Below are 22,996 nucleotides of genomic sequence, written 5' to 3'. Positions count from 1 at the left end.
CACCGTCCAGGTTGCCCAATGGCCTCAGGCTTCTATAGTGATCAAGTCCCCTGCCCTTGCGGCCTGTTGTCGAGCGTTGTCCATGGTCAACACCGAACACCTGATCATCTGCGAGCACTGCGACTGCGTTTACGAAAAAGCCGTGCTGGGCAAACACCAGAAAACCTCGTGCGTGCGTTGCGGCGGCGTACTCCAGCGTTTCAACGGTTTGACCGTCGAACAGCGCCTGGCACTGACCTTCACGGCGGCGATGCTGTGGCTGTTTGCCAATTTCTATCCGGTGATGAGCATCAGCCTCAAAGGCCTGAAAAACAGTGCGACGCTGTGGGATTCGGTGCTGGCGCTGAGTCAGGGGCCGATCACCTTCATAGCGATGGTCGCGGCAATTTCGATCATTATTGCCCCGGCATTTCAACTGGTCCTGCTGACCTGGGTGCTTAGCTTCGCCCTGTCATCGCGACGCGCACCGGGCTTCAAGGTGTGCATGCGCTGGCTGGAAACCCTGCGGCCGTGGAGCATGCTCGAAGTGTGCCTGCTGGGGGCGATGGTCGCGGTGTTCAAACTGGCGGGATTGCTCGACGTGTTGCCCGGCATCGGCCTGTTCGCATTGGCCGTGCTGAGTTTGATGATGATCAGGATTGCCGGCCGCGATATCCGCGACCTATGGGACATTCCATGAACCGACCCGCGACTGCCAGCGAACTCAACCTGTGCCTGTGCCACAGCTGTGGCCTGGCCTGCGACATGACCGACGAGCCACATGAATGCCCCCGTTGCGACGCGCCGCTGCATCGGCGCAAGACTAATTCACTGGCGCGCACCTGGGCCTACATGCTCGCGGCGCTGGCGTTTTACGTGCCGGCCAATCTGCTGCCGGTGATGAACACCACCATGCTTGGCAGCGGCGCCGACAGCACGATCATGAGCGGCGTGCTGGAGTTCTGGCAGCATGGCGCGTGGGACATCGCACTGATCATCTTTATCGCCAGTATCGCCGTGCCGGGCGTCAAGTTCGTCGCCCTGTCGCTGTTGTTGATCACTGTGCAACGCGACAGTGGCTGGGCACGCCGGGAGCGCTCGAAAATGTTCCGCTTCGTCGAGCTCATCGGCTACTGGTCAATGCTCGATGTGCTGGTGGTCGCACTGGTCGCAGCGTTGGTGAAGTTCCAGACACTGGGCGATATCGAACCGCGACCGGGCATCCTGTTCTTCGGCATGGTCGTGGTGCTGACCATGCTCTCGGCAATGAGCTTCGACCCTCGGCTGATCTGGGACAACGCTCCAGACGATGAACCACTCAGCGACGCAGAGCCGTCAGCAACACCTGCAACGGATGGCGCAGTGCCTGATCCGACTGGCGCTTGACCTGACTGCGGCAGGAATACCCCGTGGCCAACGCTTCGCCCTGCTCTGCCGGCGCCGCCACCTGACGGGCCCACGACTGCTCGTAGATCACCGCTGAAGTTTCACGATTGCGCGCCTCGTGGCCATACGTGCCGGACATGCCGCAGCAACCGGTGGCTTGCGTGGCCAGTTTCAACCCTGCGCGCTCGAACACTTGCTCCCACTGCCGAGTCGCGGCCGGAGCGTTGGTTTTCTCGGTGCAATGGGCGAGCAGTCGGAACGAGGCGGTTTTATCCTGCGGCGCCTGCTCCGGCATGACCTTGAGCAACCACTCCTGCACCAGCGCCACTTCCGGGCATTGCTGCATGCCCGGGACTTTCAGGTATTCCTGGCGATACACCAGCGTCATCGCCGGATCGAGGCCCAGCAACGGCACACCGATGTCCGCCAATTCGCGCAACTGCCGGGCATTGCGCAGCGCCGCGCGGTTGAACGCCGAGAGGAAGCCCTGCACGTGCAGCGGTTTGCCATTGGCGCTGAACGGCGCCAGATACACCTGATAACCCAGACGCGAAATCAGCTCGACCAGATCAGCCAACAGCGGCGCTTCGAAGTAGCGCGTGAAGGCATCCTGCACGATGACCACACTGCGTTCACGTTGCGCTGGAGTCAGCGTCGCCAAGGTCGACGCCGTCGCCGCTTGCACCTGCCAGCGGCGCATCGCCGCATGGAAATCAAAGCGACTGAGCAACGGCACATCGATCATGCCACCGACCCGTTCCAACAGGCTGCGAACAAATTCAGCGCCCATCAACCCGTTGTACAGCGCCGGAATCCGCGCCATGTAGGGGATGCTGTATTCCAGCGAGGCGATCAGGTAATCCCGCGCCGGGCGCAGATAACGGCTGTGATACAGCTCAAGAAAACGCGAACGAAACTCCGGCACATTGACCTTGACCGGGCACTGTCCCGCACAGGATTTGCACGCCAGGCAACCGGCCATGGCGTCGTAGACTTCATGGGAGAAGTCTTCGGACTGTGCACGGCTGTTACGCCAGCGCTGCCACAATGAGCTGAAAAACGCTGGTTTGCGAATGGCGTCGGACAACACATCAACGCCCGCCTCGCCCTGCAAACGCAGCCACTCGCGGATCAACGAGGCGCGACCCTTGGGCGATTGCGACCGTTCGCGAGTGGCTTTCCACGACGGGCACATCGCGTCATCGGGGTCGAAGTTGTAGCAGGCGCCGTTGCCGTTGCAATGCATGGCCGCGCCGTAGCTTTGCCAGACTTTTTCGTCGATCTGTCGATCGAGTTCACCGCGCAAAGTCACTTCGTCGATTTTCAGCAGCGCAGCGCCAGTGTTGGCCGGGGTGGCGATCTTGCCTGGGTTGAACTGGTTGAACGGGTCGAACGCGGCCTTCAAGGCTTGCAGCGCCGGGTAGAGTTCACCGAAAAAGGCCGGCGCGTATTCCGAACGCAAGCCTTTGCCGTGCTCGCCCCACAGAAGGCCACCGTAACGCTGGGTCAGCGCGGCGACACCATCGGACACCGGACGCACCAGCGCCGCTTGCTGCGGATCTTTCATGTCGAGGATCGGCCGCACGTGCAGCACGCCTGCATCGACGTGACCGAACATGCCGTACTGCAAGCCGTGGCTGTCGAGCAGGTCGCGTAATTCGGCGATGTACTCGGCCAAATGCTGCGGCGGCACCGCTGTGTCTTCAACAAAAGGCTGCGGCCGCGCTTCTCCGGCGACGTTGCCGAGCAGGCCTACCGCACGTTTGCGCATGCCGTAGACCTTGTTTACCGCCGCATGACCGACCGCCAGCGTATGGCCCAAACGCTCAACCGTACGGTCGCTGCTCAAGTGCTCGACGAATGCTTCGACCCGGTGCTGCAAATCCTCCGGATCGTCGCCGCAGAACTCCACCAGATTGATGCCCAAGGTCGGCCGCTCGGCGCTTTCCGGGAAATACTCGGCGACGCCGTGCCAGACGATGTCCTGCATCGCTAGCAGCAAGACTTTCGAGTCGACGGTTTCGATCGACAGCGGCTTGAGCGCCATCAAGGCGCGGGCGTCGCGCAGTGCGTCCATGAACCCGGCGTAGCGGATGTTCACCAACATTGTGTGCTTGGGGATCGGCAAGACATTCAGCCGCGCTTCGACGACAAACCCCAGCGAGCCTTCGGCACCGCAAAGCACGCTGTTGAGGTTGAAACGGTTGTCCGCCTCACGCAGGTGCGCCAGGTCATAACCGGTCAGGCAACGGTTGAGATCGGGGAAACGCTCTTTGATCAGCTCGCCCTGCTCATCAATGATTTGCCGCGCACAGCGGTAGACTTCACCGACGCGATCTTCGCGGGCGCACTGGGCTTCGAGTTCGCTTTCCTCAAGAGGCAGACCGTGCAGACGCTCACCGCCGCGCAAGATCATGTCGAGTTCGAGCACATGGTCGCGGGTCTTGCCATAGGTGCAACTGCCCTGACCACTGGCATCGGTGTTAATCATGCCGCCGACGGTGGCGCGGTTGGAGGTCGACAGTTCCGGGGCAAAAAACAGCCCGGCGGATTTCAGCGCGGCGTTGAGCTGATCCTTGACCACTCCGGCCTGCACGCGCACCCAGCGCTGCTCGACGTTGATTTCCAGAATGCGGTTCATGTGGCGCGACAGGTCGACGACGATGCCGTCCGTCAGCGATTGGCCGTTGGTGCCGGTGCCGCCACCGCGAGGGGTGATCACCACTTGTTGATAGGCCGGTTCGGCGATCAGCCGCGCCACCCGTGCCACGTCATCAGCGTCCAGCGGAAACACCGCCGCTTGCGGCAGGCGCTGATAGATCGAGTTGTCGGTCGCCAGCACCACACGGCTGGCGTAATCGGCACTGATTTCACCGCGAAAGCCGCTGGCTTTCAGGGCTGTGAGGAACTGCTGGTAATCGTTGGCCAGGGCTTTGGCGGGGGACAGCTGGGCAATCATCGGTCAGGGTATCTCGGTCAAATCGGGCCGTGTGGCGGTGAACAGTTGTACGCAACGAATGATTGCGTCAGGCTCCGCCATCTCATGGTGCCCATGTTCATTGCTGGCGAACGCAGGGACAACCGTAAATTCGACCCGCTATTGATGACTTTTACGAATGAATCCGCGCACGCTCACTCCTTCCATGTCGTTATTGCTGGCTTTCGAGGCCGCCGCGCGCCATGAAAGCTACACCCGCGCCGCCCACGAACTGTCGCTGACGCAGAGTGCGGTCAGCCGTCAGGTGCAGATTCTCGAGAAGATGCTCGGCATGCGTTTGTTCACGCGCGAAGGCAGGCAAGTGGTGCTGACCGATGTCGGGCGCATGTATCAGCGCGAACTCGCCGAAGCGCTTGGGCAGATTCGCAGCGCGACCTTGCAGGCCATGGCATTTGGCTCGGGCATTCACAGCTTGCGCCTGGCAACGCTGCCGACTTTCGGTTCGAAGTGGCTATTGCCGCGACTCAAGGATTTCTACACCGCGCACCCGGGTATGACCGTGCATTTGCATTCGCGTATCGAAGCGATCGACTTCGACACCAGCGAAATCGATGCGGCGATCTGCGTCGGCGGCGGGGAGTGGCCGGGGCTGACCGCCCTGCCCTTGCATACTGAAGAGCTGGTGGTGATCGCCAGTGCGCAGCTATCCAGCGCCGAGCGCAATGACGCCGAACAGCACATCGCCGGGCAACTGCTGCTTAACGTCAGCAGCAACGCGCAGGCGTGGGCGGAATGGTTCAGCCATCAGGGTCTGCCGCACCGAAGCATGCGTATCGGGCCGAGTTTTGAAATGACCTCGCACCTGATTCAAGCGGTGCGGGCCAATATTGGTGTGGGTTTGGTGCCGCGGATTCTGGTTGAGGATGAGTTGTTGAGTGGTGAGTTGTTGCAACTGGGCGAGCCGATTACCAGTCGGCGCAGCTATTACCTGGTGTATCCGCCGCGCAATGAGAATTTGCCGTCGCTGAAAGCGTTTCGGGATTGGCTGGTAAAAACGTTGTGAACATGAGGACGCCAATCGCGAGCAGGCTCACTCCTACAGGGAAGCGCATTCCAACTGTAGGAGTGAGCCTGCTCGCGATGGCGTCAAATCAAACACCTCAAAACCGTGGCTTGACCGCCTTCCAGTCCGGCTTGTAGCGCTGCATCTGCCGCACATCATCACGCTGACGAATCCCGCACGTCAGGTACTGATCATGCAGCTTGCCCAACTGCTCCTGATCCAGTTCCAGCCCAAGCCCCGGCGCACGGGTGATCTTCACGCAGCCATCGACAATCGGCAGTTTGCCACCCTTGATCACCTCCTCATCCGGCTCCTGCCACGGGTAATGGGTGTCGCAGGCGTAATCCAGATTCGGCACCGCCGCCGCGACATGCGCCATCGCCATGAGGCTGATACCCAGGTGCGAGTTGGAATGCATCGACACACCGAGACCGAACACATCGCACATTTTCGCCAGCGTCTGCGTGTCGCGCAGGCCGCCCCAGTAATGGTGATCGGCAAGCACGATCTGCACACTGTTCTGCGCAACGCTGCGACGGAACTCGTCGAAATCGGTGACCACCATGTTGGTCGCCAGCGGCAGACCAGTGCGCTTGTGCAGTTCGGCCATGCCGTCGAGGCCCGGGGTCGGGTCTTCGTAATACTGCAAATCATCGCCGAGCAATTCGGCCATGCGAATCGAGGTTTCCAGCGACCAGTTGCCGTTCGGATCGATGCGCAACGGGTAGCCGGGGAAGGCCTTTTTCAACGCCTTGATGCACGCCACTTCATGCTCCGGCGGCAACGTCCCGGCCTTGAGTTTGATGCTTTTGAAACCGTACGCCTCGATCATCCGCGCGGCCTGCGCAACGATCTGCTGCTCGCTGAGTGCTTCGCCCCAGTTATCCGGCTTGTACGGCGAATCGACATGCTGCGCATACTTGAAGAACAGGTAAGCGCTGAAAGGCACTTCATCGCGAATGGCACCGCCGAGCAGATCCACCAGCGGCACATTGAGGTAATGCGCCTGCAAATCGAGGAACGCCACTTCGAACGCCGAATAAGCATTGCTCACCGCTTTGCTGGCATGAGAACCGGGCGCCAGTTCGGCACCAGCAATGCTTGCAGGTTTGTTCGCGGCAACGGTGGCCTGCACGATCGCGCGCAACTGGTTGAGGTTGAACGGGTCAAGGCCGATCAACTGCGCCTGCAACTGCTGCTGAATCGCCAGCGCCGGGGCATCGCCATAGCTTTCGCCGAGGCCGATGTAGCCGTTATCGCTTTCGATCTCGATGATCGAGCGCAGGGCAAAGGGTTCGTGGATGCCGCTGGCGTTGAGCAGCGGCGGATCACGAAAGGCAATCGGAGTCACAGTTACGCGGGTGATTTTCAAGATAACGCTCCTGACAGATCGACAATCAATTCAATGGCTCGCGGCCGGGCTGGCCGTCACGACAACGGCGGTCTCGTCATGCGGCTTTGCCGGGGTTTTGCCTTTGGCTCCTGGCGCCGTGCGGGCGAAGAAGATCACCACCGCCGCGATCAGCGACGTCGCCGCCAGGCCATACAGACCGCCCTCAATGGAGCCAGTGGTTTCTTCGAGGATGCCGAACGCCGTCGGCGCAACGAAGCCGCCGAGGTTGCCGATGGAGTTGATCAACGCGATCACTGCAGCGGCAATGCGCGCATCCAGATAGCTTTGCGGAATCGGCCAGAACAACGCCGACGCAGCCTTGAAGCCGATGGCGGCGAAACAGATCGCAACGAAGGCGAAGATCGGCCCGCCAGTGGTCGACATGAACATCCCGATCGCCGCGATCACCAGCGTCAGCGCGACCCAGGCTTGCTGAAACTTCCACTTGCCGGCCATCGCCGCAAAACCGTACATGGCAACAATCGAAATGATCCACGGAATCGAATTGAGCAGGCCGACCTGGAAGTCGCCGAGATTGCCCATCTTCTTGATCATGCTTGGCAGCCAGAACGTCGCGCCGTAAATGGTCAGGGCAATGGAGAAGTAGATGAAACAGAACAGCGCAATCTGCCGATCCGCCAACAACTTGAACATCGACGGTTTGGCCACCTGCGACGCCTCACGAGCGCGCTGCTCCTCGGCAATCGCCGCCACCAGCGCTTCGCGCTCTTCTTCGCTCAGCCACTTGGCCTGACGCGGATGCGATTGCAGCCAGAACCAGACGAATGCGCAGAGCACCACTGAAGCCGCGCCCTCAATCAAAAACATCCACTGCCAGCCATGCAGGCCGAGGCCGTTGATGTGCAGCAACGCACCGGAGACCGGGCCGGAGATCACCGAGGCAATGGCCGAACCGCTGAGAAACACTGCCATGGTCTTGCCGCGCTCGGAGGCCGGCAGCCATTGGGTGAAGTAATAAATGATCCCCGGAAAGAACCCCGCCTCCGCCGCACCGAGAATAAAGCGCAACACATAGAAACTGGTCTCCCCTCTGACGAAGGCCATGGCCATGGCCGCTGCGCCCCAGGTGAACATGATCCGCGTCAGCCAGACCCGTGCCCCGTAACGTTGCAGGAGCATGTTGGACGGCACTTCGAACAGCGCGTAGCCAACGAAGAACAAACCGGCACCGAGGCCGTAAGCCGCCGCACCGATGCCCAGATCGGTTTCCATGTGACTGCGCACAAAACCGATGTTGACCCGATCGATGTAGTTGACGATGAACATCACCACGAACAGCGGCAGCACGTGGCGCTTGACCTTGGCGGCGGCACGGGCGAGAACCGTGACGTCCAGCGGACTCTGGAGGGTTTTCAAGGGGCGACTCCCGATCTTGTTTTTTTAGGGATGGCGTAAAGCGATGGGTCGATCATGGACGGGGTCATTGATCCCGTCTAATCTAACTTGGCATTCGATTGATACCCGGATTAGATCAATGTTCGAACTGACCCAACTGCGCTGCTTCACCACCGTCGCCACCGAACTCAACTTTCGCCGCGCCGCTGAGCGACTGAACATGACCCAGCCGCCACTGAGCAGGCAGATTCAGTTGCTTGAGCATCACCTCGGTGTCGAACTGTTTACCCGCAGCACTCGTAGCGTCGCTCTCACCGCAGCGGGCCGAGCATTCTTCATCGAAGCACAGAACCTGCTGGAGCGCGCACAGCAAGCAGCCGTCACTGCCCGACGGTTCGCAGAGGGCGACATCGGTACGGTGAACATCAGTTTTGTCGGCAGCGCGGTGTATGAATTTCTGCCTAAGGTGATTGCCGAGGCGCGCCTGAAACAACCGCAGGTGAAAATCGATCTGTCGGAGATGAACACTTACCAGCAGCACGAAGCCCTGCGCGCGCGACGCATCGATTTGGGCATCGCCCGTGCGCCGCTACTGGAACCGGGGTACGCCACCGAGTGCCTGGTGCGCGAGCCGTTTGTGCTGGCAGTGCCAAGCGGACATCCATTGGCAACGGCGACTGAAGTGTCGGTCAATGACCTGGATAAACAACCCTTCCTGATGTACTCCCACGCTGCTTATCCGCCGTTCAACGAATTGCTGACCGGCATGCTGCGTTCAGCCCGGGTTGCGCCGGATTATGTGCAATGGCTGGGGTCGTCGCTGACGATATTGGCACTGGTCAATGCGGGCATGGGCCTGGCACTGGTGCCGCGTTGCGCCACGAGTGTGGTGTTCAAAAATGTAGTGTTTCGCGATATCGATTTGGGCGAAGGGGTGCAGAGCGAGCTGCATCTGATCTGGCGGGAGAACAACGACAACCCGGCGTTTGCGATGTTGCTGGAAGCGATTCGCCGGGCGGTGGCTGAGGGGTGGGGCCAGGTGACTGGCGACGCTGATTAGCGCTTTGGCGGTGGAGGCGCACTGGGTCCTTTAACCAGGGGTTTTGCCAATGGCTTGCCGTCTGGGCCCACGAAGAGACGTGCCACGTGAGGTGGCATGGGATTGGGTGCTTTTGCGCTCATGAAACAACCTCCTCGACAGAATTGAATTCGACCCACTGAACTTTTGAGGAATCTATCACCATTAATTCGGCGCCAAAAGTAAACACCTCGCCACCATCGCCAAGCCATTGTGGATTCAGCAAGATAAATTGCCCCTCCGAGGGACTGGAAGGCCACTCCAAAGGCCAGCCAAACAATCGCCTCTCGTCATTCAGTTGCAAAGTGACAAGGCGATCCTGTCGTTCAAAAGCGCTGTACCACTCGCTAGGATGGGAGCTTTTGCGTGTCAGGTGTCGCTTGCGTAGCCACACATGCAACATCCCGTTTGAAGCCAAATAACAGAAAAGCCCGGCGAGACATACTGAAACAATAAATGCCCACAATGCTTCCGCCCGAGCATCCCATTTTCCTAAAGAAAAGCCTTTCGAACCCACCCACAGACAAATTGCCCCAATCCCCAATACCGCGCCCTGAATCACAAACGTGAAAATCAGCGCCTGCACAATCTGCCCGAACGTATCCGGTCGCTTGAACGCCGTCAGCGAGTAAAAAATCCACGCCGACAAAAACCCGGGAATCAAGTACTGCAACAACGGGATAACTTCTTTGACCAGATCATCCATGATCCGAGGCTCCTTGAAAGACCGGCCGACCTGACTATCGACCGCCCCGCAAAAGCCTAGTGCACACGGAGGAAACCCTTCGTGCGCAACTGTCACCGGTCATTTCGCGAATCAGATCGCACCTTATCAGTCTCCCTGCAGGCAAAAAAAAACAGAAACCGACGATACGGCTTCTGCTTTTTTTGTCTCTGCAGGCGTCGTTACAGGCAGTCACGCACCGATTGGCGCAACGAACCGGACTTGGCCCACGGAGGCCCCTGATACAGCGAAACCCGACTGCCATCCTTGTACTTGACGATGTCGAGAATCTCGTCCGCCGTGATGATGCTCGGCGCGGTGATGCGGAAGCCGTTGGAAATCGATGTCTGCGAAGTCTTGGCCACATCCTTCTGCCACAACGGTAATAAACACGCAGCATAGTCCTTGGGCGACTTGGCGCTGGTCTTGCTGATATTCGGCTCACCCGGCACCAGCGATGCCGGCAACGAGCAACCTGCCAACAGGGTCAACGCCAGACTCCCGATCCATATCCGCATGGTGTATTCCTGATCTGAAAAAAGTGAATGTAGCGTGTAAGCGGCACTACATCCATCGTGGCACCGCGCCCTTGGCGCAATCTGCGCAACTTTTCACAACCGTTCAGCGTGCTGACGAACAGGCTTTGCCCATCGACGAAAAATGCGACTACTCTTTTCTACCGAGAATGTTCTGGAGGTGATCATGCGGCTCAATGAATATGAACACGAACTTCAACGCGACCTGCAAAGCGTTGCATCGGACTTGAGATGGTCGGCGGTCGACCTCAAACGTATCGCAGAACAACTGCGCAAATCCGGCAACGAGGCAGATGCGCAAAGCGTGCTGAGATCCTGTGAGGTGCTGCAAAGCGATGAGGAACGGCTGCAACTCTATGCCAAGGAAGTGAAAGCCCGCGCCATCAGTCGAACCAAGGTCCACTGAGACCCACCCGCCTACCTCAAACAAAAGCCCCGACACATGCCGGGGCTCTTTCGTTACAGCCTGCCTGTCAGTGGGTTTTGTGACTTTGCGCGCGCGTCGAGCGTTTTTTGTAGCCAGGCAGTGCGGCGGCATAGGCCAGTGCTTCCTCCTGGCTGCCAAACGACGCCAGCCGATCGCCCTGGGTGCAAACCCGCCATGGGCCATTGTTCACGCTTAGCACGTCATAGCCGTTCATGTGCATCTTGATCAACATCGGCATGCTCATGGACACCTCCATTTCGCTAACGGTCAGATCCAGCTTCACGCTTTTACCTTACACCCTGATCCGCCCGAAATGCCGACCGGGTGTCGCAAGCCGCGTCCGCCATGGCTCTGGCACTTTTCCCCGCCGCAAACGCTCCAAACTCCAATGAAACCTTTGTTGCTGGCTCCGGCTCAAATATTGCAGTTTTATTACCATTTCGTGACAAGCAATAAACAGGTAACAGATGAAAGTACGCGCAACCGTTATATGCGAACAGGATCGCCACGTTCTCCTGGTACGCAAACCCCGCTGCCGCTGGACATTGCCCGGCGGCAAGGTCGAGCCTGGGGAAACCCGAGCGCAGGCTGCCGTACGTGAACTGCGAGAAGAAACCGGCCTGGACGCCGACGATGTGTTGTATTTAATGGAATTGCAGAGCGGCAGCACACAGCATCATGTCTACGAGGTCTCCGTGCTGGACTTCGAGCAATTGCGGCCGCAGAACGAGATCATTGATTGCATCTGGCACCCACTGGACGCGGTGCGCAATCTGCACACCAGCGAGGCGACGCTGCGCATCGTTGAAGCGTTTCAACGGCGTTTATGAGGTGTTAGCCCGCGAAGGCTCGACGGCCAGCGCTCATTTCGGTGCGTAATTCACCGATGAAGTTGGAAATGTCACGGATCGTGACGAGGTGTTCCGGGGAAACGCCAGTGAGCAGCAATTCGACGCGCTCGCTGTCAGCCTCATAAACCTTGATCTGCAGCAGGCCCTGCGAATTCGGAATGCACTCGCACTTGAACGCAGGAAAGCCGGATTCGACAATCCGGCAAATATCGTTAATGGCAAGCATGAGTGCACGCCTCGCAGGCGATGGGTCGGTCGACTCGTTGAGCATAGATGAGCCAGTTGTGGCTTGCCCGATACAAAATGCCAACCCGATCACAACAATCCACCCCGCCCTCAGTGTGCGTCGTGATCCCAGATCCAGTTCCACATCCCCGGCAAACTCACCGGCTCCGAGCTTTTTTCTACCGTACGAGCCAATGCGGCTTTCTCAAGTTCAGCGTGATCATCGTAGAAAGGCTTGTCAGCCAGCTTCACGCCCGTGGCAGCGGCGCTATCGAGCAGAATCTGCAGGTATTCGCGCGTGTGCCGCGCGGTATAGCGGTTGAGATCATGGAACGTCACCACCACCGGAATCACCCCGTCCACAGTCGGCAGCTCGCCAAGGGCAATCCGTTCACGGACTTCCGATAACTGCCGCAATAGGTTGGCCCGGCGCCTCGGGCTGGCATTGAAGCCCCAGATCTTGCCGTCGTTGGCACTTAAATCCGTGAGCAACACATGCAAGCCGTGCTGCTGATAGGCGGCAAAGGTACGTTTGTCGTAATTCCAGAACGGCGGGCGCAGCAACTTCGGCGGCGCGCCAGTGATGGCAGCGATATCAGCCGTGCCGTTGGTCAGCGATTCTTCGAGTTCTTGCGGGTCGAGCAAACGATGATTGGTGTGCCAGTGGGTGGCCGTGTGAAACGCCAGTATGTGGCCCTCCTCATGCTCACGCCGCATGATGCCGCGACCGATGTCACTGTTGCCCGCTCGCGGTGCGCGCGTCTGCACGAAGAACACCGCTTTGATATTCGGCATCAGCGAATTGTCCTTGAGGCTGTCGAGCACCGTCGCCGACGGATTCCAGAAACTGGATGCGCTGGGGCCGTCATCGAACGTCAACAGGAAGCGCACCGGTGCCTGGGCTTTCAGGCGCGTTTCGGTTTGCGCGGTCATTTCTATCGGGGCGGCGATACAACCGGCCAGCCCGAGGACGATGAGCGCTGCACAGAGAAGCTTGAATCCGGATGTCATGTTTTGCCTTGAGCACGGCGGCTGCCGTCATGTTGTCGATTGGCAAAACTCCCTCGCCCTTATCCATCCCTGCGCTCCGATACGCGAGCGGAGGTTGGATAAGGTACACAGGGTTTGGTTCCGGCGCTCGCTCAGTGAGCCAATGCCTGTTGAAAAGACGTGTCGATAATGCCAGCGGTGGCCAACGGAGCCGGCAGCGCTTTCACTTTGAACAGGAAATCAGCAGTACTTTGCAGGTCTGAAGCCGCCTGCTCGTCTACAGGTCCCACAGTCATGTGCGCCTGACGCAACCAGTGCCGAGACACCTGCTGATCGAGATTGGCTTTCTTTGCCCACAGATCGGCGTAGTCATCGGTGTGGCTGTCGACCCAGGCTCGCGCCTGTTTCAAACGGCCGAGGAAATCCGCGATGGCGGCACGCTTGCTGTCGATGGACGGCGTCGACGCGGCGATAGCGCTGAGCCCCGGCATCAGATTTTTTGCGGTCAGGATCGGTCGCGCGCCGGAGAACACGATCTGCTGGGAAATGTACGGTTCCCACACCGGGAAAGCGTCAATACTGCCCTGTGGCAACGCTGCGGCGGCATCGATCGGCATTAGCTTGACGAAATCGACGTAGTTTTCCGGCAGACCGCCCTGCTCCAGTGCGCGCAAGGTCAACTGCTGGCTCCAGGCACCGGGCCAATAGGCGACTTTCTTGCCCTTCAGATCAGCGATGGTTTTTACCGGCGAGTCCTTCGGCACGAGTAACGCGATGGTGTCCGGATTCTGCCGCGATACGCCAATCAGTTTCACCGGCGCCTGCTTGGCAGCCAGAAACAGAAAACCGGAATCGCCCAGAAAGCCCAGATCCAGCGAACCGGTTTGCAAGGCTTCCGCCAAGGGTGCAGCGGCCTGGAAGTGCTTCCAGTCGACGGTATAAGGCGCGTCTTTCAACACGCCGGACGCCTCCACCGAGGCACGGATGTTGTAGTAGTTCTGATCGCCGACGTGGAGGACCAAGGGCTCGGCTGCGTAGGAAAGCGGCGAGGTAAATAATGCAGTGATTAACCCACTGCCGAGGAAACGAGAAAGCTTCATGGTGAGTCCTGCGAAAGTAATTACATAGACCATAACGCTGTTGATTCGCGGTTTTGAAATTCGATAAATGCATAAGCTCATCACGGTTGATACTTGCTGTTTGCTTGGCAACAGTTGCGAACCACACTGTTTCCCACGCAACAGCTGAAATCCTGCACCTGGCGTTAAAACCCTTATAAACCGGCGCTCTCAAGCACATGGCACAGAGCCTGCAATATTCCATTCATGCAGGAAGCATTCGATAAAAATATCTTTTTGGACATAAGAAACTTGTGCCTTTGCCGGAGCGCCCCCATGACATCGTTCTTTCCCCGACTCAAAACCCTGCTGGCTGCCAGCGCCATGGTGCTGAGCCTGCAACCGCTCGCCCACGCGGCTGAAACCGCGCCGGCTGAAGTGCATCTCGACTACGCCTATTACTCGCCAGTCAGCCTGGTGCTTAAGCACTTCGGCTTCCTCGAAAAGGCCTTGCCGCAAACCAAAGTCAGTTGGGTATTGAGCCAGGGCAGCAACCGCTCGCTGGAATACCTGAACAGTGGGGGCGTGGATTTCGCCTCCAGCGCCAGCCTCGCCGCCGTGCTAAGCCGGGCCAATGGCAGCCCGATCAAATCGGTCTACGTCTACAGCCGCGCCGAATGGACAGCGCTGGTGGTGCGCAAGGATTCGCCATATCAGACCGTCGCCGACCTGAAGGGCAAGAAGATCGCCGCCACAAAGGGCACCGACCCGTACCTGTTCACCCTACGCAGCCTGCAACAGGCCGGACTTAAAAAAGACGATGTGGAACTGGTTCATCTGCAACATCCAGATGGCCGCACCGCGCTGGAAAAAGGCGATGTCGACGCCTGGGCCGGCCTTGATCCCCACATGGCCGCCAGTCAGGTGCAGGCCGGTTCGCGCCTGCTCTACCGCAACCCGGCGTTCAACAGCTACGGCGTGGTCAGCGTCACTGAGCAATACGCCAAAGAACATCCGCAGACTATCGAAACCGTGATCAAAGCCTACGAACAGGCCCGCGACTGGGCGCTGAAAAATCCTGATGAGTTCGCCGCCCTCCTCGCCAAGGAGTCCGGCTTGCCGCTGGACGTAGCCAAGTTGCAACTGTCGCGTACCGATCTGAGCAGCCCGCAACTGACCCAACAGGACATTAGTGCCTCCAAGGCAGCGGCGCCGATTCTGGTCTCCGAGGAACTGGTGCGCCGTGGGGTGAATGTCGATCAAGTCATCGATCAATTGCTCGACAGCGGTGTGCAGCAAGCCGTCGCCCGCCAGTAACCGATCAGCCTCAGGACAAATCCGCGCCCGTCGCGGATTTGTTGTGAGCGGAGCCAAAAACCATGACCACTCACAGCAAAGACTTGCCCGCGCCACTTGCCGTATCGCGCCAGCGTCCTGCGCGTTTAAATCCGGCATGGCAGCGCCGCTGCAAGGGCCTGGCCCTGCCGCTGCTGATCATCGTTGCGCTGGAAATTATCGTACGCATCGGGTGGCTGCCGTCCTACCAGATGCCGGCACCGAGCGAGATTGCCCTGACCCTCACCGACCTCGCTGAGGGTGCGCTGTGGAAACACATCGGCGCCAGCCTGATACGCGTGCTGCTGGGCTTTGCCATTGGCGCCAGTCTGGCGCTGGTGTTTGCCGCCTGGGTCGGTTTGAGCCGCGAAGCCGAGGCCTATCTGGAACCGACTTTCGCCGCCCTGCGTTCAATCCCGAGCCTGGCCTGGGTGCCACTGCTGTTGTTGTGGCTGGGCATCGACGAGACCTCGAAAATTGTCTTGATCGCCATTGGTGCGTTCTTTCCGGTGTACGTCAACGTCGTCGCGGCCATACGCAACATTGACCGCAAACTGGTGGAAGTCGGCCGCATCTATGGCTTCAGCCGCTTGCAACTGGTGCGACGAATATTGCTGCCGGCCGCCCTGCCCGGCCTGTTCACCGGGTTGCGCAGCGGCATGAGTCTGGCGTGGATGTTTCTCGTGGCAGCGGAACTGATCGCGGCCACCAAAGGCTTGGGTTATCTGCTCAGTGACGGCCGGGAAACCTCGCGGCCGGACATCGTGCTGGCCGCGATCATCGTGCTCGCCTTGCTCGGTAAATTCAGCGACGGCCTGCTCGCCATGCTCGAACGCCGCTGGTTGAACTGGCGCGACACATTCACCGGTCAGAGCGCCAGCGACTAAGCTGAAAACTCCAACCGGAGATCGGCCCATGTGCGGAAGACTCTCGCAGTACCGTGGCATTCACGACTTTGTCGCGGTGCTGAGCATTCCCGACGCGTTGATCAACCACGTTGGCGATGCGCCGCTTGATCGCTATAACGCGGCGCCGACCACCGCGCTGGCCGTCCTGCATCAACAAGAGCAACACCTGCAAGCCGACAATCTGCGCTGGGGCTGGCGCCCGCATTGGGCCAAAGATCGCCCACCACCGATTAATGCCCGGGTAGAGAAAGTCGCCCACGGACCGTTCTTCCGGGCGATCTGGCGACATCGCTTGATTGTGCCCGTGGACAACTGGTTTGAATGGGTTGATAGCGAAGACAAATCCCGACAACCGTGGCTGATTCGTCGGGCGGATCATGGGGCGGTTTTCTGCGCTGCCATTGGCCAATTTCCGACAGCCGAAACAGCGGCCCGAGACGACGACGGTTTCGTGATCATCACCGCCGATGCCGCCGGCGGCATGCTCGATATCCACGATCGCCGACCGGTGGTGTTCCGCGCAGAGTTGGTGCGCGAATGGCTCGACCCCGCGACACCCGTTGAACGCGCCGAGCAAATGCTGTTGTTCGAAGGTGAAGGCAGTGAAGTGTTCGAGTGGTACAAAGTCGGCAAAGCCGTCGGTAACGTGCGCAATCAGGGGGCCAGTTTGATTATCGAGGAGACTTAAACATTTACCGCCTTGACGCGTCTATCCATGTAGGAGCTGCCGAAGGCTGCGATCTTTTGACGCAGCGTTAGAAGAATAAAACTATTGCAACCTTCAGCGACTCATAAAGGCGAATCACTGCCGTTACAAACTCTGTTTCATCTTTGAAACGCTGCAAATAAAACACACGTTCGAGTGAACAAACCGCCTGTCTGACATTTCAACCGTCATACATACATTTAGATGCACTACGGCTAGCATGCGCGCCGCCTTTCCGATTGGTATACCAGTTGACCAAAGAGTCAACAAACCAGGAATCCCCACAACGTCTACAAGCCTTGCAGAGAAATAAGTTGCGCGACGATTTTGCAATCAAACAGGTCAGCGGCCTGGAGTGTATTTATCTGTCCATGACAGAACGCTTTGAACTCGACTGTTTTATCGGCCACTACATCAAGACCCGAAACCTGCGTGCCGTTCCCGATATCGAACGCATCCTGCGCACCACCCTCGAAGGGTATCCCGGCCACGCGCCGGTGATGGTCAACGAGCTGAACGCATGGATCGACCGAACATTGGGATATCGGGCTTCACACCCCGATTTCACGCAGCTGGACGATCTCTGAACCCAAAAAAAGCCCCGCATGTGCGGGGCTTTTTCGTAAAAATCTTCAAAACTTGCGGTCTGGATCTGAAAGCTCTGTGGATTCATCGCGCTTCCAGGTCTGTTCGGTGTGTTTCTCCCGCTCTATTTCTTCTTGCGTCGGTTGATCCGTGTCTTGGTCATCCGTCTCTGGCTGCTTTGGCTCAGTCGTCATGTACACCTCCCGTCATCAGTTACCCGTCATCCTTGAAGCGTAGAACAGTTTCAAACGCACAACTTACAACCACCACCGCAGCAAAAAGAAGAACGCCATGCTCAACAACATACTGAGCAAAGTACTGCGCGTGTAAATCACCAGAGCGATCGCTACCAGCGAACTAAGCAGGTACGGATTGTCCCACTGCAGATTCAGCTGTTTGTCCGGCATGAAGACAATCGGCCCGCAGATCGCGGTGAGCATCCCCGGTACTGCAAAACCGAGAAACTGCCGCGCATTACTACTCAAGCGCACCGGCAAACGCGGTTCAAGAAACACGTAGCGATTGAGAAACACCAAAATCCCCATGCCGAAAATCACCGCCCAAACCATCATGTGCGCTCCCGATACAGCTTGTTGCAGATAAACCCTGCCGTCATCCCGGCCAGACCGGACAACACCAGCGCCGAGCCCCATTGCCAGTAACTGAACAACACCGAACAAAACAGCGACACTGCCACGCAAACCACCGTCGGCACGTTGCGCACTACCGGTGTAATCAGGGCAATGAAGGTGGCGGCAATCGAGAAGTCCAGCCCCAGGTGCTCAAGCCCCGGAATGCTGCTGCCAAGGACAATGCCGGCGAGGGTGAACAGGTTCCAGGCGATGTAGAACGTCAGGCCGACGCCGAGCGCATACCAGCGATTGAATTGTTGACGATCATGTTGACTGGTCAGTGCAAACAACTCGTCGGTGAGCAAAAAGCCCAGACCGATGCGCCAGCGCCCCGGCAGTGGCGAAATCACCGAACGCATGCTCATGCCATACAGCAAGTGCTGTGAAGTCAGCAGCAGCGTGGTCAACAGAATCGAAAAAATACCCGCCCCGCCCTTGAGCATACCGATCGCCACCAATTGCGCCGCCCCGGCAAACACGATGCTCGACAAGCCTTGGCCTTGCAGCGGCGTAAGGTTGGCTTCGATCGCCATCGAGCCGGCCAACAGTCCCCACGGCGCGGTGGCCAGAGACAACGGCATGATCGCCACAGCGCCGCGAAGGAACGCACTGCGCGGCATAAGTGAATCAGACATAAACGTTCTTCAACCAGGAAAACGGTCGAAGACTGTGCCAGCCATTTCGCTTTTCTGGCTTGAACAATCTTGCGCACTTGTGGGAAATCGGCCGGATGCGCGCGCAATTCGCTGACTTTCGCACTGACCTTTAATGCCCTGAGCGGCGTAACATAGCGCCATTCACAACCGCGTCAGGGAGACGACATGCTGTACCGAATCGCAGCCGACGGGCTGGTGCTGTTTCATTTGTCCTTCATTCTGTTTGTGCTGTTTGGCGGGCTGCTGGTCCTCAAATGGCCACGGGTGATGTGGCTGCATTTGCCGGCCGCTGCTTGGGGCGTGGCGGTCGAGGTGCTGCACTTGACCTGCCCGCTGACCTACTGGGAAAACCTCATGCGCCACGCCGCCGGGCAGACCGAATATGCCGGCGGCTTCATCGAACATTACATCTGGCCGATCATCTACCCGGCCGGGCTCACCCCGCAGATTCAACTGGCACTCGGCAGCGTGGTACTGGCGATCAACCTGTTGGTGTACGGGCGGGCAATTCGCTCATGGAAACATCGTCGCGCCGCTTCGCCGCTTTAATTATCCTCGCCGACTGACTTGAAGCGGGCCTCGAAATCCGCTGCCAGGTCCGCCAGGGTGATGCCGCCCAACCGCGCCAGCAACAGCGCCTGCGCCTCATCGAAGGTTCGGGTCAGTGCGGCGTTCACCGCTTGCTCGACCAGACACTCCGGGTGATCCGTCGACAAACCGATGGAAAAAATCGACTGCGTGCCCAACGCTTGGTGGATATCCAGCAGGGTGATCTGCGCCAGCGGTTTGGCCAGCGCCCAGCCACCCTGATGGCCCTTCTCTGACGTCACAAAACCCTGCTCCTTGAGCAAACCCATGGTGCGCCGCACCACTACCGGGTTGGTGCCAAGCATGCCGGCGATGGTTTCCGAGGTCGCGCGCTTTTCATGGCGGGCCATGTGAATCAACACATGGAGCATGCGCGATAACCGCGTGTCGTTTCTCATCGATGATCCTTTTTTCAAGCCTTTGAGAAGATGCGCCGAGTATCGCTTGCAAGGTCTGAAGTTACGAGACTATTGACAGCAATATTTCTCGTAACTTACGGTGTGCCTTGAAAACTCAAGAGGAGATTCGCTCATGGTTTACGACGTCATCATCGTTGGCGGCAGCTATGCCGGGCTGTCCGCCGGCCTGCAACTGGCCCGCGCCCGACGCAATGTGCTGGTGCTGGATTCGGGCCTGCGACGCAACCGTTTTGCCGAAACATCCCACGGTTTCCTCGGCCAGGATGGACGTGCTCCGGAGCAAATTGCTGACGAAGCACGCGCACAATTACTGGCTTACCCCAGCGTGCAATGGCTAACGGATACAGCAGTTGAAGCGACTCGGACTGACAGCGGATTCGATTTGCGCACAGAGAGCGGCCAATGGCTCAGCGCCAAGCGACTGGTCCTGGCCTCGGGCGTCATCGACGAGTTGCCGGACATCGACGGTCTCAGGCAACGCTGGGGCCAAAGTGTTTTCCATTGCCCCTACTGCCACGGTTATGAACTGAATCAAGGCGCGATCGGCGTATTGGCGACGTCACCCATGTCGATTCATCACGCCCTGCTACTGCCGGATTGGGGTCCGACCACGTTCTTCACCAACGGTGTCTTCGAGCCGGATGCCGAACAATTGGCGGAACTGGATCGCCGCGGTGTAATTCTGGAAACCCGGCCGGTCAGTCACATCCGTGGCGAGCGTGCGGACGTGGTGCTCAGCGATGGTCAGGTCATCGCCGTTGCAGGCCTGTTTGCCATGCCGCGCACACGCATGGCCAGCCCGCTGGCTGAACAATTGGGATGTACATTCGAGGATGGCCCGATGGGACCGTTTATTCAGACTGACGCGACACAACAAACCAGCGTCGCCGGCGTATTTGCCTGCGGAGATGCGGCATTGGCTGCCGGTTCAGTAGCGCTAGCAGTTGGCGATGGGGCCCGCGCCGGTGCAGGCACTCATCGCTCAATGATCTTTGGCTGAAACTTATACTGCGGACGTTTCAGCGCGAAGTTGGCTTCAACGCCTCCAGCCAGGCCGGATCCAGGCGCGTCTGCTCGGTATCGAGTCCCAGCGCCTGCATCCGCTCCTTGTGCGTTTCAACTTCCCGCCACAGTTGCCCGTGATCACTGGAGTTGCCGTCCAGTTCGTGCATTTGCGTTAACCCGAGATGGTAAAAGCGCAGAACCTTCATGGCGGTCGGATCATTCTGCTCCACGGCTGCAGTGACCTGATGCATGACGTTGGTGATGCTCATCAGATTGCGCTTGAGCCGCCAGCTGTACACCGCTGGCGCCATCCAGCTCTGATTCCAGAAGCGCCCGCGCAGTAACGCTGCGGTCAGCAGAAACGCCACAAACACGCCGCCGACATTGAAGCGCAGGTTATCGCCGCCAGGCTCGCCGAACAGCGCCACCGCCACGCTGGAAAACAACATCGCCAGCACCAGGAACAGCACGGCGATGATGATCGTGCTGCGGCGGGTCTGCTGGCGAAAAGTGGCGGCATCCATCGGCTGAATCTCGAACATCACAAATGACTTCCTTGAGCGACAAAAGGGCTAACTGAAAAAACCGGCCGGCGCATTATCGCCTCTACCGCGGATTTAGCTATGCTGGGGCTCCTTTTCATCTTTTCAGCATCCAACGGGGACATGGCGGTACTGCGCAGATCGTGCCATCTTCATTCATGGATACACACTATTCGGATGCCATCGCCTAGTCTTGAGATGACATCGTTTTAAGGATCATTGCATGACCCAACGACACGTAATCAATGCCTCGGTCAGCCCGAAAGGCAGCCTGGAAACCCTTTCTCAACGTGAAGTTCAGCAACTGAGCGAAGCCGGATCCGGTAGCACCTACACCCTCTTCCGCCAGTGCGCCCTGGCCATCCTCAACACCGGCGCCCATGTCGATAACGCCAAGACCATCCTCGAAGCCTACAAGGACTTCGAAATCCGCATTCACCAGCAGGATCGCGGCGTACGCCTCGAACTGCTGAACGCTCCGGCCGACGCCTTCGTTGACGGCGAAATGATCGCCAGCACCCGCGAAATGCTCTTCAGTGCCCTGCGCGACATCGTCTACACCGAAAACGAACTCGACAGCCAACGCATCGACCTGAGCACCTCGCAAGGCATCAGTGATTACGTCTTCCACCTGCTGCGCAACGCGCGCACTTTGCGCCCTGGCGTCGAGCCGAAAATCGTCGTGTGCTGGGGCGGCCACTCGATCAACACCGAAGAATACAAATACACCAAGAAAGTCGGCCACGAACTGGGCCTGCGCAGCCTCGACATCTGCACCGGCTGCGGCCCCGGCGTGATGAAAGGCCCGATGAAAGGCGCGACCATTGCCCACGCCAAACAGCGTATTCATGGCGGTCGTTACCTGGGTTTGACCGAGCCGGGCATCATTGCTGCCGAAGCGCCGAACCCGATCGTCAACGAGCTGGTGATCCTGCCGGACATCGAGAAACGTCTGGAAGCCTTCGTGCGCGTTGGCCACGGCATCATCATTTTCCCAGGCGGCGCCGGTACGGCTGAAGAGTTCCTCTATCTGTTGGGCATCCTGATGCACCCGGACAACAAGGGGCTGCCGTTCCCGGTGATCCTCACCGGGCCGAAACATGCCGCGCCGTATCTGGAACAACTCGACGCCTTCGTCACCGCGACCTTGGGCGAAGCGGCCAAGCAGCACTACGAAATCATCATCGACGACCCGGCCGAGGTGGCGCGGCAGATGACTCAAGGCCTGAAAGCGGTGAAGCAGTTCCGCCGCGAGCGTAACGATGCGTTCCACTTCAACTGGCTGCTGAAAATCGACGAAGGCTTCCAGCGCCCGTTCGATCCGACCCACGAAAACATGGCCAACCTGAAACTGCACCGCGACCAGCCACCGCACGAACTGGCGGCCAACCTACGCCGAGCGTTCTCGGGCATTGTCGCCGGCAACGTCAAGGACAAGGGCATTCGCCTGATCGAAGAACACGGGCCGTACCAGATCCGTGGTGACGCGGCGATCATGCAACCGCTGGATGCGCTGCTCAAAGCCTTCGTCGCCCAACACCGGATGAAACTGCCGGGCGGCGCCGCGTATGTGCCGTGTTATCGAGTGGTGGCGTAACTCTTTTGGTTACCACGCA

The 22,996-nt window shown here is 58.8% G+C and carries 27 protein-coding genes; 13 read left to right on the top strand and 14 right to left on the bottom strand.

The window, feature by feature from the left end:
- The first annotated feature begins 82 nt into the window (after positions 1 to 82).
- Positions 83 to 679, top strand: coding sequence for a paraquat-inducible protein A (locus tag ACOYXH_RS08795; protein ID WP_095050039.1), 597 nt, complete (start codon positions 83 to 85; stop codon positions 677 to 679).
- Positions 676 to 1,365 carry a paraquat-inducible protein A gene (locus ACOYXH_RS08790; RefSeq protein WP_095125707.1) on the top strand — a complete coding sequence of 230 codons (690 nt, stop codon included), beginning with the start codon at positions 676 to 678 and terminating at the stop codon, positions 1,363 to 1,365. The genes ACOYXH_RS08795 and ACOYXH_RS08790 overlap by 4 nt, the downstream gene beginning before the upstream one ends.
- Here the strand turns inward: ACOYXH_RS08790 and ydiJ are convergent.
- Positions 1,298 to 4,324, bottom strand: coding sequence for a D-2-hydroxyglutarate dehydrogenase YdiJ (gene ydiJ, locus ACOYXH_RS08785; protein WP_460410522.1), 3,027 nt, complete (start codon positions 4,322 to 4,324; stop codon positions 1,298 to 1,300). The two genes, ACOYXH_RS08790 and ydiJ, sit on opposite strands and share 68 nt — an antisense overlap.
- A 157-nt stretch (positions 4,325 to 4,481) precedes the next feature.
- Between ydiJ and ACOYXH_RS08780 the strand changes: the two genes are divergently transcribed.
- The gene (locus ACOYXH_RS08780) at positions 4,482 to 5,366 is read left to right on the top strand and encodes a LysR substrate-binding domain-containing protein (protein ID WP_460410521.1); all 885 of its coding nucleotides are present in this window, start codon (positions 4,482 to 4,484) and stop codon (positions 5,364 to 5,366) included.
- 97 nt (positions 5,367 to 5,463) lie between these two features.
- Here the strand turns inward: ACOYXH_RS08780 and ACOYXH_RS08775 are convergent, their stop codons facing one another.
- Positions 5,464 to 6,738 carry a glucarate dehydratase family protein gene (locus ACOYXH_RS08775; protein ID WP_460410520.1) on the bottom strand — a complete coding sequence of 425 codons (1,275 nt, stop codon included), beginning with the start codon at positions 6,736 to 6,738 and terminating at the stop codon, positions 5,464 to 5,466.
- Between the two features lie 30 nt (positions 6,739 to 6,768).
- Entirely contained in the window at positions 6,769 to 8,136 is a 1,368-nt protein-coding gene (locus ACOYXH_RS08770; RefSeq protein ID WP_449122907.1) for an MFS transporter, read from the bottom strand.
- Between the two features lie 118 nt (positions 8,137 to 8,254).
- Here ACOYXH_RS08770 and ACOYXH_RS08765 point away from each other — a divergent pair, with 118 nt between their 5' ends.
- Positions 8,255 to 9,175 (top strand): LysR family transcriptional regulator, encoded by a 921-nt coding sequence (locus ACOYXH_RS08765; protein WP_095125712.1) that lies wholly within the window; start codon positions 8,255 to 8,257, stop codon positions 9,173 to 9,175.
- Positions 9,176 to 9,293: 118 nt separating this feature from the next.
- Here the strand turns inward: ACOYXH_RS08765 and ACOYXH_RS08760 are convergent, their stop codons facing one another.
- Both ACOYXH_RS08760 and ACOYXH_RS08755 read right to left on the bottom strand, forming a co-directional pair.
- The gene (locus ACOYXH_RS08760; protein WP_095050032.1) at positions 9,294 to 9,899 is read right to left on the bottom strand and encodes a DUF6338 family protein; all 606 of its coding nucleotides are present in this window, start codon (positions 9,897 to 9,899) and stop codon (positions 9,294 to 9,296) included.
- 200 nt (positions 9,900 to 10,099) lie between these two features.
- A complete protein-coding gene (locus ACOYXH_RS08755; RefSeq protein WP_095125716.1) occupies positions 10,100 to 10,435 on the bottom strand; it encodes a hypothetical protein in 336 nt (111 codons plus the stop codon).
- Positions 10,436 to 10,619: 184 nt separating this feature from the next.
- On the opposite strand from ACOYXH_RS08755, the gene ACOYXH_RS08750 reads away from it, so the two are divergent.
- Positions 10,620 to 10,859, top strand: a complete 240-nt coding sequence (locus tag ACOYXH_RS08750) for a hypothetical protein (RefSeq protein ID WP_016983018.1) — start codon at positions 10,620 to 10,622, stop codon at positions 10,857 to 10,859.
- Between the two features lie 67 nt (positions 10,860 to 10,926).
- Here ACOYXH_RS08750 and ACOYXH_RS08745 read toward each other — a convergent pair whose 3' ends face one another.
- A complete protein-coding gene (locus tag ACOYXH_RS08745) occupies positions 10,927 to 11,124 on the bottom strand; it encodes a DUF2188 domain-containing protein (protein ID WP_220558613.1) in 198 nt (65 codons plus the stop codon).
- Positions 11,125 to 11,347: 223 nt separating this feature from the next.
- Between ACOYXH_RS08745 and ACOYXH_RS08740 the strand changes: the two genes are divergently transcribed.
- On the top strand, positions 11,348 to 11,710 hold the full coding sequence (locus ACOYXH_RS08740; RefSeq protein ID WP_220558612.1) for an NUDIX hydrolase: 363 nt from the start codon (positions 11,348 to 11,350) through the stop codon (positions 11,708 to 11,710).
- 4 nt (positions 11,711 to 11,714) lie between these two features.
- Here the strand turns inward: ACOYXH_RS08740 and ACOYXH_RS08735 are convergent, their stop codons facing one another.
- The 3 genes from ACOYXH_RS08735 to ACOYXH_RS08725 all read right to left on the bottom strand — a co-directional run bounded on the left by ACOYXH_RS08735 (position 11,715) and on the right by ACOYXH_RS08725 (position 14,046).
- Positions 11,715 to 11,957 carry a DUF1652 domain-containing protein gene (locus tag ACOYXH_RS08735; protein ID WP_095125718.1) on the bottom strand — a complete coding sequence of 81 codons (243 nt, stop codon included), beginning with the start codon at positions 11,955 to 11,957 and terminating at the stop codon, positions 11,715 to 11,717.
- Positions 11,958 to 12,067: 110 nt separating this feature from the next.
- Positions 12,068 to 12,967 (bottom strand): polysaccharide deacetylase family protein, encoded by a 900-nt coding sequence (locus tag ACOYXH_RS08730; RefSeq protein ID WP_460410519.1) that lies wholly within the window; start codon positions 12,965 to 12,967, stop codon positions 12,068 to 12,070.
- 131 nt (positions 12,968 to 13,098) lie between these two features.
- Positions 13,099 to 14,046: an ABC transporter substrate-binding protein gene (locus ACOYXH_RS08725; RefSeq protein ID WP_220558610.1), complete on the bottom strand. Its 948-nt coding sequence runs from the start codon at positions 14,044 to 14,046 to the stop codon at positions 13,099 to 13,101.
- A 294-nt stretch (positions 14,047 to 14,340) separates the two neighbouring features.
- Here ACOYXH_RS08725 and ACOYXH_RS08720 point away from each other — a divergent pair, with 294 nt between their 5' ends.
- From ACOYXH_RS08720 to ACOYXH_RS08705, 4 genes are all read left to right on the top strand, one after another.
- The gene (locus ACOYXH_RS08720; RefSeq protein ID WP_095050016.1) at positions 14,341 to 15,321 is read left to right on the top strand and encodes an aliphatic sulfonate ABC transporter substrate-binding protein; all 981 of its coding nucleotides are present in this window, start codon (positions 14,341 to 14,343) and stop codon (positions 15,319 to 15,321) included.
- A 62-nt stretch (positions 15,322 to 15,383) separates the two neighbouring features.
- Positions 15,384 to 16,226 carry an ABC transporter permease gene (locus tag ACOYXH_RS08715; RefSeq protein WP_095050015.1) on the top strand — a complete coding sequence of 281 codons (843 nt, stop codon included), beginning with the start codon at positions 15,384 to 15,386 and terminating at the stop codon, positions 16,224 to 16,226.
- A gap of 28 nt (positions 16,227 to 16,254) precedes the next feature.
- Positions 16,255 to 16,935: an SOS response-associated peptidase gene (locus tag ACOYXH_RS08710; RefSeq protein ID WP_095050014.1), complete on the top strand. Its 681-nt coding sequence runs from the start codon at positions 16,255 to 16,257 to the stop codon at positions 16,933 to 16,935.
- Between the two features lie 332 nt (positions 16,936 to 17,267).
- Positions 17,268 to 17,540, top strand: coding sequence for a hypothetical protein (locus ACOYXH_RS08705; protein WP_093437355.1), 273 nt, complete (start codon positions 17,268 to 17,270; stop codon positions 17,538 to 17,540).
- Positions 17,541 to 17,585: 45 nt separating this feature from the next.
- Here ACOYXH_RS08705 and ACOYXH_RS08700 read toward each other — a convergent pair whose 3' ends face one another.
- From ACOYXH_RS08700 to ACOYXH_RS08690, 3 genes are all read right to left on the bottom strand, one after another.
- Entirely contained in the window at positions 17,586 to 17,732 is a 147-nt protein-coding gene (locus ACOYXH_RS08700) for a hypothetical protein (RefSeq protein WP_460410518.1), read from the bottom strand.
- Between the two features lie 63 nt (positions 17,733 to 17,795).
- Complete coding sequence (locus ACOYXH_RS08695; protein ID WP_174244501.1) at positions 17,796 to 18,107, bottom strand: AzlD domain-containing protein; 312 nt, start codon at positions 18,105 to 18,107, stop codon at positions 17,796 to 17,798.
- The gene (locus ACOYXH_RS08690) at positions 18,107 to 18,805 is read right to left on the bottom strand and encodes an AzlC family ABC transporter permease (RefSeq protein ID WP_186623563.1); all 699 of its coding nucleotides are present in this window, start codon (positions 18,803 to 18,805) and stop codon (positions 18,107 to 18,109) included. Before ACOYXH_RS08690 ends, ACOYXH_RS08695 begins: the two co-directional genes overlap by 1 nt.
- 186 nt (positions 18,806 to 18,991) lie before the next feature.
- Between ACOYXH_RS08690 and ACOYXH_RS08685 the strand changes: the two genes are divergently transcribed.
- Positions 18,992 to 19,375: a DUF2784 domain-containing protein gene (locus ACOYXH_RS08685; RefSeq protein WP_095050012.1), complete on the top strand. Its 384-nt coding sequence runs from the start codon at positions 18,992 to 18,994 to the stop codon at positions 19,373 to 19,375.
- Here the strand turns inward: ACOYXH_RS08685 and ACOYXH_RS08680 are convergent.
- Positions 19,372 to 19,812: an Rrf2 family transcriptional regulator gene (locus ACOYXH_RS08680; RefSeq protein WP_095050011.1), complete on the bottom strand. Its 441-nt coding sequence runs from the start codon at positions 19,810 to 19,812 to the stop codon at positions 19,372 to 19,374. The genes ACOYXH_RS08685 and ACOYXH_RS08680 overlap by 4 nt on opposite strands.
- 133 nt (positions 19,813 to 19,945) lie before the next feature.
- On the opposite strand from ACOYXH_RS08680, the gene ACOYXH_RS08675 reads away from it, so the two are divergent.
- The gene (locus tag ACOYXH_RS08675; RefSeq protein ID WP_460410517.1) at positions 19,946 to 20,833 is read left to right on the top strand and encodes an NAD(P)/FAD-dependent oxidoreductase; all 888 of its coding nucleotides are present in this window, start codon (positions 19,946 to 19,948) and stop codon (positions 20,831 to 20,833) included.
- A gap of 19 nt (positions 20,834 to 20,852) precedes the next feature.
- On the opposite strand, the gene ACOYXH_RS08670 is transcribed toward ACOYXH_RS08675, so the two are convergent.
- A complete protein-coding gene (locus ACOYXH_RS08670) occupies positions 20,853 to 21,380 on the bottom strand; it encodes a DUF3087 domain-containing protein (RefSeq protein ID WP_095050009.1) in 528 nt (175 codons plus the stop codon).
- Between the two features lie 223 nt (positions 21,381 to 21,603).
- Here ACOYXH_RS08670 and ppnN point away from each other — a divergent pair, with 223 nt between their 5' ends.
- Complete coding sequence (gene ppnN / locus ACOYXH_RS08665; RefSeq protein ID WP_034152412.1) at positions 21,604 to 22,977, top strand: nucleotide 5'-monophosphate nucleosidase PpnN; 1,374 nt, start codon at positions 21,604 to 21,606, stop codon at positions 22,975 to 22,977.
- Positions 22,978 to 22,996: the final 19 nt, after the last annotated feature.

Source organism: Pseudomonas sp. Mb7 (assembly GCF_054790525.1).
The sequence above is the reverse complement of the archived record's forward strand: the minus strand, read 5'-3'. Positions and strand labels throughout refer to the sequence as shown.

What these genes read in the sequence shown, in the direction of transcription:
- ACOYXH_RS08760 (WP_095050032.1), bottom strand. Translation starts at nt 9,899, where the DNA reads ATGGATGATCTGGTCAAAGAAGTTATCCCGTTGTTGCAGTACTTGATT.
- ACOYXH_RS08795 (WP_095050039.1), top strand. Translation starts at nt 83, where the DNA reads ATGGTCAACACCGAACACCTGATCATCTGCGAGCACTGCGACTGCGTT.
- ACOYXH_RS08700 (WP_460410518.1), bottom strand. Translation starts at nt 17,732, where the DNA reads ATGACGACTGAGCCAAAGCAGCCAGAGACGGATGACCAAGACACGGAT.
- ACOYXH_RS08755 (WP_095125716.1), bottom strand. Translation starts at nt 10,435, where the DNA reads ATGCGGATATGGATCGGGAGTCTGGCGTTGACCCTGTTGGCAGGTTGC.
- ACOYXH_RS08720 (WP_095050016.1), top strand. Translation starts at nt 14,341, where the DNA reads ATGACATCGTTCTTTCCCCGACTCAAAACCCTGCTGGCTGCCAGCGCC.
- ACOYXH_RS08685 (WP_095050012.1), top strand. Translation starts at nt 18,992, where the DNA reads ATGCTGTACCGAATCGCAGCCGACGGGCTGGTGCTGTTTCATTTGTCC.
- ACOYXH_RS08750 (WP_016983018.1), top strand. Translation starts at nt 10,620, where the DNA reads ATGCGGCTCAATGAATATGAACACGAACTTCAACGCGACCTGCAAAGC.
- ydiJ (WP_460410522.1), bottom strand. Translation starts at nt 4,324, where the DNA reads ATGATTGCCCAGCTGTCCCCCGCCAAAGCCCTGGCCAACGATTACCAG.
- ACOYXH_RS08730 (WP_460410519.1), bottom strand. Translation starts at nt 12,967, where the DNA reads ATGACATCCGGATTCAAGCTTCTCTGTGCAGCGCTCATCGTCCTCGGG.
- ACOYXH_RS08725 (WP_220558610.1), bottom strand. Translation starts at nt 14,046, where the DNA reads ATGAAGCTTTCTCGTTTCCTCGGCAGTGGGTTAATCACTGCATTATTT.
- ACOYXH_RS08690 (WP_186623563.1), bottom strand. Translation starts at nt 18,805, where the DNA reads ATGTCTGATTCACTTATGCCGCGCAGTGCGTTCCTTCGCGGCGCTGTG.
- ACOYXH_RS08675 (WP_460410517.1), top strand. Translation starts at nt 19,946, where the DNA reads ATGGTTTACGACGTCATCATCGTTGGCGGCAGCTATGCCGGGCTGTCC.
- ACOYXH_RS08740 (WP_220558612.1), top strand. Translation starts at nt 11,348, where the DNA reads ATGAAAGTACGCGCAACCGTTATATGCGAACAGGATCGCCACGTTCTC.
- ACOYXH_RS08715 (WP_095050015.1), top strand. Translation starts at nt 15,384, where the DNA reads ATGACCACTCACAGCAAAGACTTGCCCGCGCCACTTGCCGTATCGCGC.
- ACOYXH_RS08790 (WP_095125707.1), top strand. Translation starts at nt 676, where the DNA reads ATGAACCGACCCGCGACTGCCAGCGAACTCAACCTGTGCCTGTGCCAC.
- ACOYXH_RS08670 (WP_095050009.1), bottom strand. Translation starts at nt 21,380, where the DNA reads ATGTTCGAGATTCAGCCGATGGATGCCGCCACTTTTCGCCAGCAGACC.
- ACOYXH_RS08710 (WP_095050014.1), top strand. Translation starts at nt 16,255, where the DNA reads ATGTGCGGAAGACTCTCGCAGTACCGTGGCATTCACGACTTTGTCGCG.
- ACOYXH_RS08735 (WP_095125718.1), bottom strand. Translation starts at nt 11,957, where the DNA reads ATGCTTGCCATTAACGATATTTGCCGGATTGTCGAATCCGGCTTTCCT.
- ACOYXH_RS08745 (WP_220558613.1), bottom strand. Translation starts at nt 11,124, where the DNA reads ATGAGCATGCCGATGTTGATCAAGATGCACATGAACGGCTATGACGTG.
- ppnN (WP_034152412.1), top strand. Translation starts at nt 21,604, where the DNA reads ATGACCCAACGACACGTAATCAATGCCTCGGTCAGCCCGAAAGGCAGC.
- ACOYXH_RS08695 (WP_174244501.1), bottom strand. Translation starts at nt 18,107, where the DNA reads ATGGTTTGGGCGGTGATTTTCGGCATGGGGATTTTGGTGTTTCTCAAT.
- ACOYXH_RS08780 (WP_460410521.1), top strand. Translation starts at nt 4,482, where the DNA reads ATGAATCCGCGCACGCTCACTCCTTCCATGTCGTTATTGCTGGCTTTC.
- ACOYXH_RS08680 (WP_095050011.1), bottom strand. Translation starts at nt 19,812, where the DNA reads ATGAGAAACGACACGCGGTTATCGCGCATGCTCCATGTGTTGATTCAC.
- ACOYXH_RS08765 (WP_095125712.1), top strand. Translation starts at nt 8,255, where the DNA reads ATGTTCGAACTGACCCAACTGCGCTGCTTCACCACCGTCGCCACCGAA.